Genomic DNA, 6768 nt, shown 5'->3' on the forward strand with positions numbered 1-6768 from the left:
TTTTCGTGTCGGATCGGAAGTCCGGCGGCTACCCGGTGCCCCAGCTACTGGCCGGCGGCGTCGCGAGCTCCAGGTACCAGCTGAAGTGATAGTTGGCACCGATCCGGTCACCAGTGCCGATCGCCTCGCTGGCCGCCAACAACAGGCAGTTGAGCAGCAGTGCGGAGTCCTGTTCCGGGTAACGGGCCAGCAGCTGGTAGCGGGCGGTGTCCAGATGTACCCGCAACACCTCGAGCTCGGCTTCAACCACTCCGGTGCCCGCTGCGCCGGCTTTGGCGATGGTGTGCGCGATCCTCGACAGACCGTCGCGCCACTGGGTCGCCTCGCTGAGTTGCCAGCCGAGGTCGTCGACCTCCGGCAGCCGCCGGGCCGCCGCTGACGGCCGGGTCGCCTGCGTCGACGAGTGCCCACCGAACCCGTCGCCGGGCACGTACTTCATCGTCGGTTCGGTCGGACCCAACAGCACCGTGATGTTGCCATTGCGTCGTTGCGGCCCAAGTACTTCGACGCCGTCCGGGAGTTGGACACCGGATGGGATCCAACCGTGCGCCAGGTCGGTGACCACCAGGACGGTGCCGTCGGCGCGTTGACCGACCGCCCAGCGCAGCCCCGGCTCCTGGCGGGCAACGAAATCCAGGATCCGGCGGCATCGCTGTTCGGGGGTTTCTCCGGCGGTCGGCGGCACCGGCCGGCTTCCAGCCGGCGGTGGCAGTGGCGGCCTGGGCGGCGTCGGTGTCACCGGGGCAGTCGGCGCGACCCGGGAAGCCGGGGGTGCCAGTGGTGCCAGTGGTGCAGCCGGTGTCGGTCGGGGCACCGGCGGTGCGTGCGGGGAGGCCGGCGTCAGTGCCGGGGCAGCCGTCGGCACTGCCGGTGCGGACGCCGCTGCACCAGGTGCGCCGGTGACCGCCACGCCGGCCAAGGCCGGCTCGGGTTCGACTACCTGGTAATCGGATTCGCCGTTCTGAGGTGCTGGTTCGACATCCTCGGAGGTCGGCTCGCGCGGCTCGCCGGCAGCCTCCGCAGCCACCGCAGCCGTGGTGACCTCGTCGGTCTGCGGGGTGTCGGGTCCGGCCACCTCGGCCGCCTGGCCCGCGGGTCCGGCCGCCTCAGCCACTTCGGCCACCTCGGCTGCGTCGGTATCGGGGTCCACCACCTCGGTACTTGCCTCGACGACGTCGGTGGCGGAGTCGATCACCGCGGTCTCGATCACCACGGTGTGCTCGACCGGTTCGACGACCTGCGGGGCCGGACCCAGACTCAAGTATTCCGGGGAGAAACTCAGCGGCTCGCGCCGCAGTTGGCGCACAGTCGATTCCACCCGCAGCACGGCGAAGGCGCGGGCGACGTTGACTATCCGGTCCTCTTCGATCTTGCGGACCGAATCGGCCAGTCCGGCTTCGTACAGTGCGCGCAACTTCAAGTTGGCAGACTGGGCAATGCGCTGCAGGTCATGCTGCAGGTACTCCGCCGTGGTCGCAGTGGCCGGCGTGATCTCACGCAGCTCCGGTGGCCACAATCCGCCCAGCACCCACGGCGTGCAGTCGGCGGGCGTGCGGAATGTCGGCACGGACAGTGCCTGCTCCGTCGCCCGGCGCATCCGGCGCCGGGCACTCTTTCGACCGAAGATCGCCACGGCGCAAGCGTACCGGGGTCAGCGTAAGGGTCCATTCACCGAATTGCCTGCCATCCACCGGGGCGCGCCAGTTGAATTGTGTCGGATCCGGCAGCTGGGTACCGTTCCCATCATGGCCGATTCGTTGCTGCAACAGCAGCTGGACGAGGTTCGCGCACTCCTCGCGCGAGCGCGGGAACTGTTCGGCGACAACCCCGTCGAGCCGCCCACCGACATCGCACCCCCGGCTGGCACGGTTCAGCGCTGGGTCCGCTGACCGAGAGGCCGGCGCGTCAGTCCAGCCGGTGCTCGAGCAACCTCTCGGTGGCCGCTGCCAATGCGGATTCGTCCGGCACCTCGTCGGTCGGAGTATGCCCGGCGGCCAAGATCTCGGCGCGCACTTGCATCAACGCTTTGAGGTAGGACACCTCGGCGGTCCGGACGATGCCTTCGGCTAGCGTCTGGGCGTCCGAACTCAGCGCCTCCTCCGACAGCGTGACGCTGTGCAGATACCCGCCGCGGGAACTGCGGAACAGGACGTGCCCGCTCGGGTGCACGGCGTCGAAGTCCGGATCGGGCTCACTCATCGTGTTTCATCGAGGACCGCGCGCAGCTGCTGCACGTTGTTCGCCTCGTGTTCCTCCCAGTAGTTGGCTGACTTCAGCAAGGTATCGGCAATCGCTGCGTGATCATCGGCCTGCTGTTCATAGCACAGCCGGCGTTCCTCGAGTAGTTGTCGCCCGGCTTCGGCCAGCTCCCCGAAGATCGGGCCCAACGAGTCGAGGCTGTCCTGGATGGCGCCGTGGCACTGGGGCACGGTTCGGAGTTGTTCGGCCGCCGCGCTGTGCTGGCGGGCTGCCTCCCGCAGTTGCGCGGCGTCCACGTGGACGTTGTCTGCCATCGCTTCCTCCTAGCGTGCGTAGCCGTATGCGGCGGGTCTGGTCTGCGTGGGTCCATCCGCGGGCGCGGCAGGCCCGGTGGGCGCGACCGCGACTGGCTCCGGTGGATGCTGCCAGCCTAGAAAACTGGGCCCGCTCACACTGGTGACCGGTTGGATCTGCCCGTCGAGGACGGCCCGCTGAGGTCCCAGCGCGACCGCGATACGGTCGACGAACATGCCGATGTCGCCGGCGCCGAGCCGATCGGCGGCTACCGGATGCTCAACCGCGGTGCCGGGTGCGGGCAGCGTGATGCCCTGCTGGTGAAAGGCCTCCGCCACCGGTGTTCCGGCCAGCACCTGCCGCACCGCACCGGCCAGTTGCGGGGTGCGCGCGGTCACGGTCTCCCCGTCGGGCAACTCCACACTGGTCGACGGTGACTCCGGGTCGTGCTGGTGCTCGGCGCCCTGGTCGGCGGTAACGGGTTCGGGCTCATCGAGGTCGACGGACGGCTCGGTGAGCTCGAGGTCTGGTTCGGTCAGCGCTTGCTCTTCGGCCAGCAGCTCGTCCAGGTCGAGACCCGCCAACGGGTCGGTGCTCGGGTAGGACGACGGTTTCAGCAAGTCCGACCCGGTGCCCGGTGCCGAACTGCTCAGCGAGGGTAACGTAGCCGGGCTCCCTTGTGAGCCAGATGGACTGCTCGACAAAGGAATCGAGGGTGTCGTCGGCATCACGGCACTGGCCGGCGTGGTAGCAGCCGGCGGAGTGCCGCTGCCCGCCAACGGGTCGGCGCCCAGATCCCCGAGCGCGTCGTAGGGCAGCAGGCCGGTGTCGTAGGGCAGGGACGCCGGCTGGCCGGACTGCACCGGAGCCGACCCGCTCGGCGCCGAGGCCGGGTTGGTGGATCCGACGTCGGTGGCGGCCTCGGATGCAGGCTCCGGTTTCGGTTGCGCCCCATCGGACTTCGGAGGCCGCGGATTCGGATCCTCCGACCCCGGATCGGCGGTCGGGGCTGCCTTGCTCGCGGCATACAGTGCGGCCCGGGCGCCGGCCAGCGCGGCCTCCGAATTGTCGTCCAGAGCGGCGCTTTCGACCACCTCGGCGATCTGCCGCAGCTTGCCGATCAAGAAGCGCTGGAAGTCGCGGGCCCCCGCCGGGGTATCCAGGTCGGTCCGCGTGCGCACCGCCTGCTCGATCTCTCGTTGCAAGGCTGCCAGCTTGTCGGTGCCGGCCGCCGTGGTGGCGTGCGCGGTCAGAATCGCGGTCACCACCAGCAAGTCCAGATGTGCGCAGGCCGAGTTCTGGTGCGCCAGCGCGGCTTCGGCACTCTTGATGGCCTCGGCCGCAGCTCCGCGCTGGCTCTCCGGCGAGGCGGGTGGAAGCTCGTTCTTGGGGTCCAGGGGGCTGTGCGGCACCTTCTTCGGGGCCACCGGTGCACCGGTCCGGGTGTCGAACAGTCCCGGATGGGCGGCCCGGATCTTGGCGGCCAGTGTTTCCAACCGTTGCGGATCGTTGCTGATCCCGGGTGCCATCAGCACTTCGCTCGGGTGCAGTCCGCGGGTCCAGGCCGCCGGGTCCCCGGTCCATCGTTCCAGGTGATCGAGGATGTCCTGGAACTCTTCCGGCGTCATCGGCGACACCTGATCGGCGCGTCGCCTCCGTGGGTCATGGCGCGGACGTTACGACGCGCCGCCGCCGCCGACAATTCACCGTCGGCTAATCGGTGGATGAATCGCTTTCGGCGGCGTACCGGCCCAAGAGTTCGGTGACCGCCGCGGCTTTGGCGGCGGCGTCGGCTGCGGTTTCCGAGACCACGTCGGCGATTTCGCGTTGCTTGGCAACGAGATAGCGTTGCACTTCCCGCGCGCCGGCCGGGCTGTCGAGCGGCAGCTCTGCTTGACCGTCGACGATCGCCTCGACCTCGGCCTCGATCCGGTCCAGGCGGCGCAAGGCCGCCAGCGTGGCGCTGTGGGCGTCGACCAAAGCGGCGGCCAGGGACTGATCGGAATCGCTGGCGGCCCCGGTCCGCGCGGAAAGCGCTTGCCGACGTGCATCCAGGGCGGATGTGGAGTCTCGGGCATCGTCCGCCATGCGCGCCAACTTACCCGTCCCAGCCGACGGCAACAATTCGCCTGGCGCGCCGGCCCTCAGGCCAACGGCCGCCGGATGGCGATCGCGTCACCGAGCGCGCTGATCCGCACCGACGCTCCGGCAAACGGCGCTTCCACCACCTGGCCGTTGCCGATCGCAAGCTGGACGTGGCCGCGGTTCGGAAAGACCAAATCGCCTGGCTGCACTTGACTTCGAGGCACTGCAAGGCCCTGGTTGATCTGGTCGTAGGTGGTGCGGTCCAGCTGTACTCCGGCACGCTGATACGCCCACTGCACCAGTCCGGAACAGTCGAATGCGTCCGGGCCACTGGCGCCCCAGACGTAGGGCCGGCCCAGCTTCGACAGCGCCGCCCGCACCGCGATGCCGGCGCGGGTGTTCGGTAGCGGGAGCCGCAGGCCCCGGGCGCGGGCCGCACGCCGGCGTCGGGCCCGGTAGCGCAGCAACCGTAGCAGCAACAGCCGTCGGGCCGCCCGGCTGCGCGCGGTGCGCACATGTCTGTGTTGCGCCCGCAGCCGAGCGATACTGCGCCGCAGCGCTTCCCGCTGCGCCACCGGCGAATCCGACCCGGCACCGTCGTCGGCCCGGGCAGCAGCCAGGACCTGCGCGGTCATGGTCCGGGCTGCGGTGTGATCGCGCCCCGCACCATGCAGTACCCGGCTCAGTGCTGCATCGGTGCGCGCCGCCGCCAACAGGGTGGCCCGGCTACCGGCGGCGACTTCGGCGTAGCGCCGCTGGAATGCCCCGGCTGCTGCGGCGTTCGGTGCGGCGCCGACGGCGTCGTGACCTACCGCGGGAACCACCGCGGGCTGGGCGGGACCGGCGAACAGCGCGTGCGCCCGGTCCAACAGTTCGTACTCTCCCACCATGGCGCAGCGGCTCAGGCCGCCGAAGCCCCGCCGGCCGGTCCGGACAGGTGGAACACCGTGGCCACCACCGGCAGTACTTCACCTTCGCGGCGCTCCAACAGTGCAGCGTTGTCCGGCAACTGCCGCGGGGTGAGCTCGCCGTCGGCGATCCGGCGCAGGTCGGCCAGCGCACGTTCGAGGTCGTGACGCTTGCGGTACTGGTTGCCGGGCAGTTTCACGCCGGCCCACACACCGAACTCCACACCGTGTTCGACGGCGTAGGCCGCGCAGCGACGCTGTTGTGCCAGCGGGCACCGGCGCAGGCACAAGGTGCGCGCTTGGATGGCCGCCGACTCGTACGACCGGGCCTTGGCCGCACCGTCGGCGCCGTCGTCGTCGGAGTAGCCAAACCACAGATCCGGGTTGGCCGAGCAGGGATGGTTGGTCATCGGTGGTCCTCCCGTCCAGAAAAACGTGATGGAAGCGTATAGCTCGGTTGGGCGCTGCACAAGAAAACAGCTATAAAAACGTATATTCGTTGTGTACGGCCCAGGCCGGTACGATTCGGGGCATGGCCGGAGCACCGCCGTGAGCCGAGAAGCGGCTGGCGCGGCGATCAGAGCGCTCCGAGAGGCCCGAGACTGGTCGCTGGCGGACTTCGCCGCCGCCACCGGGGTCAGCGTGATGGGTCTGAGCTACCTTGAGCGTGGTGTCCGCAAGCCGCACAAAAGCACAGTTCAAAAGGTAGAAAACGGCCTCGGCTTACCGCCCGGCACCTACTCGCGGCTGGTGGTCTCCGCAGCGCCGGAGGCCGAGCTGGCGCAGCTGCTGGCCGAACCGCAACCTGTCCCCGAGCGTGTGGATCCGGCGGACGTGGTGGTGGATCGCGGCACCGATACCTCGGTGTTCGAAGGTTATGCCGAAGCGCAGCTCGAGGCACTAAATGCAGTGATCGCCCGGCTTCCGGAACCGAATAGTCCGGTATACGAAAACGTCGTCTATTCCGTGATCGCACAGTGCCTGAAAGCTGAGCTGCTGGCAGCCAACTCCTGGCGGGTGGCGATCAACGCCGGGGCCGATCCGCGCGGTCCACTGCTCGCTCACCTGCGCAGTCTGGAGCAGACCCGCGCCGCGCTGTTGGCCCGGGTGCCCGACAGTTTGGGCGCCCGCCTCGACCACGCCTGCGCGTCCTCGGCGCTGCCCGAACACGTCGTCGCGGCGATGCTGGGACTGTCCGCAGAGCAGATGTGGGAGATCCGCAATGGCGGTCCGGTGCCGCCGGCGGCGTTGAGTCGCGTGCACGCGTTCGTGGCGGCTGCCG

At 69.4% G+C, this 6768-nt stretch carries 9 protein-coding genes; 2 read left to right on the forward strand and 7 right to left on the reverse strand.

Annotation, left to right across the window (positions count from 1 at the left end; translation table 11 throughout):
- Positions 1 to 28: 28 nt before the first annotated feature.
- Positions 29 to 1633, reverse strand: coding sequence for a DUF5631 domain-containing protein (locus AC5Y3P_RS20175; RefSeq protein ID WP_500047713.1), 1605 nt, complete (start codon positions 1631 to 1633; stop codon positions 29 to 31).
- Positions 1634 to 1745: 112 nt separating this feature from the next.
- Between AC5Y3P_RS20175 and AC5Y3P_RS20180 the strand changes: the two genes are divergently transcribed.
- Entirely contained in the window at positions 1746 to 1889 is a 144-nt protein-coding gene (locus AC5Y3P_RS20180; protein ID WP_500047714.1) for a hypothetical protein, read from the forward strand.
- A 16-nt stretch (positions 1890 to 1905) separates the two neighbouring features.
- Here the strand turns inward: AC5Y3P_RS20180 and AC5Y3P_RS20185 are convergent, their stop codons facing one another.
- From AC5Y3P_RS20185 to AC5Y3P_RS20210, 6 genes are all read right to left on the reverse strand, one after another.
- The gene (locus AC5Y3P_RS20185) at positions 1906 to 2199 is read right to left on the reverse strand and encodes a DUF2694 family protein (RefSeq protein ID WP_500047715.1); all 294 of its coding nucleotides are present in this window, start codon (positions 2197 to 2199) and stop codon (positions 1906 to 1908) included.
- Positions 2196 to 2513 (reverse strand): ESX-1 secretion-associated protein, encoded by a 318-nt coding sequence (locus AC5Y3P_RS20190; RefSeq protein ID WP_500047716.1) that lies wholly within the window; start codon positions 2511 to 2513, stop codon positions 2196 to 2198. Before AC5Y3P_RS20190 ends, AC5Y3P_RS20185 begins: the two co-directional genes overlap by 4 nt.
- 9 nt (positions 2514 to 2522) lie before the next feature.
- A complete protein-coding gene (locus AC5Y3P_RS20195) occupies positions 2523 to 4121 on the reverse strand; it encodes a DUF4226 domain-containing protein (RefSeq protein WP_500047717.1) in 1599 nt (532 codons plus the stop codon).
- A gap of 85 nt (positions 4122 to 4206) precedes the next feature.
- Positions 4207 to 4581, reverse strand: a complete 375-nt coding sequence (locus AC5Y3P_RS20200) for a DUF4226 domain-containing protein (RefSeq protein WP_500047718.1) — start codon at positions 4579 to 4581, stop codon at positions 4207 to 4209.
- A gap of 56 nt (positions 4582 to 4637) precedes the next feature.
- On the reverse strand, positions 4638 to 5468 hold the full coding sequence (locus AC5Y3P_RS20205; protein ID WP_500047719.1) for a C40 family peptidase: 831 nt from the start codon (positions 5466 to 5468) through the stop codon (positions 4638 to 4640).
- An 11-nt stretch (positions 5469 to 5479) separates the two neighbouring features.
- Complete coding sequence (locus tag AC5Y3P_RS20210) at positions 5480 to 5896, reverse strand: WhiB family transcriptional regulator (protein WP_500047720.1); 417 nt, start codon at positions 5894 to 5896, stop codon at positions 5480 to 5482.
- A gap of 139 nt (positions 5897 to 6035) precedes the next feature.
- On the opposite strand from AC5Y3P_RS20210, the gene AC5Y3P_RS20215 reads away from it, so the two are divergent.
- The coding region (locus AC5Y3P_RS20215) for a helix-turn-helix domain-containing protein (RefSeq protein WP_500047721.1) at positions 6036 to 6768 on the forward strand (733 nt) is incomplete at its 3' end.

The sequence above is a fragment of the Mycobacterium sp. NGS45 genome (genome assembly GCF_059812645.1).

Coding starts and splice junctions, on each gene's coding strand:
- AC5Y3P_RS20185 (WP_500047715.1), bottom strand. CDS start 2,199: ATGAGTGAGCCCGATCCGGACTTCGACGCCGTGCACCCGAGCGGGCAC.
- AC5Y3P_RS20210 (WP_500047720.1), bottom strand. CDS start 5,896: ATGACCAACCATCCCTGCTCGGCCAACCCGGATCTGTGGTTTGGCTAC.
- AC5Y3P_RS20195 (WP_500047717.1), bottom strand. CDS start 4,121: ATGACGCCGGAAGAGTTCCAGGACATCCTCGATCACCTGGAACGATGG.
- AC5Y3P_RS20190 (WP_500047716.1), bottom strand. CDS start 2,513: ATGGCAGACAACGTCCACGTGGACGCCGCGCAACTGCGGGAGGCAGCC.
- AC5Y3P_RS20205 (WP_500047719.1), bottom strand. CDS start 5,468: ATGGTGGGAGAGTACGAACTGTTGGACCGGGCGCACGCGCTGTTCGCC.
- AC5Y3P_RS20180 (WP_500047714.1), top strand. CDS start 1,746: ATGGCCGATTCGTTGCTGCAACAGCAGCTGGACGAGGTTCGCGCACTC.
- AC5Y3P_RS20200 (WP_500047718.1), bottom strand. CDS start 4,581: ATGGCGGACGATGCCCGAGACTCCACATCCGCCCTGGATGCACGTCGG.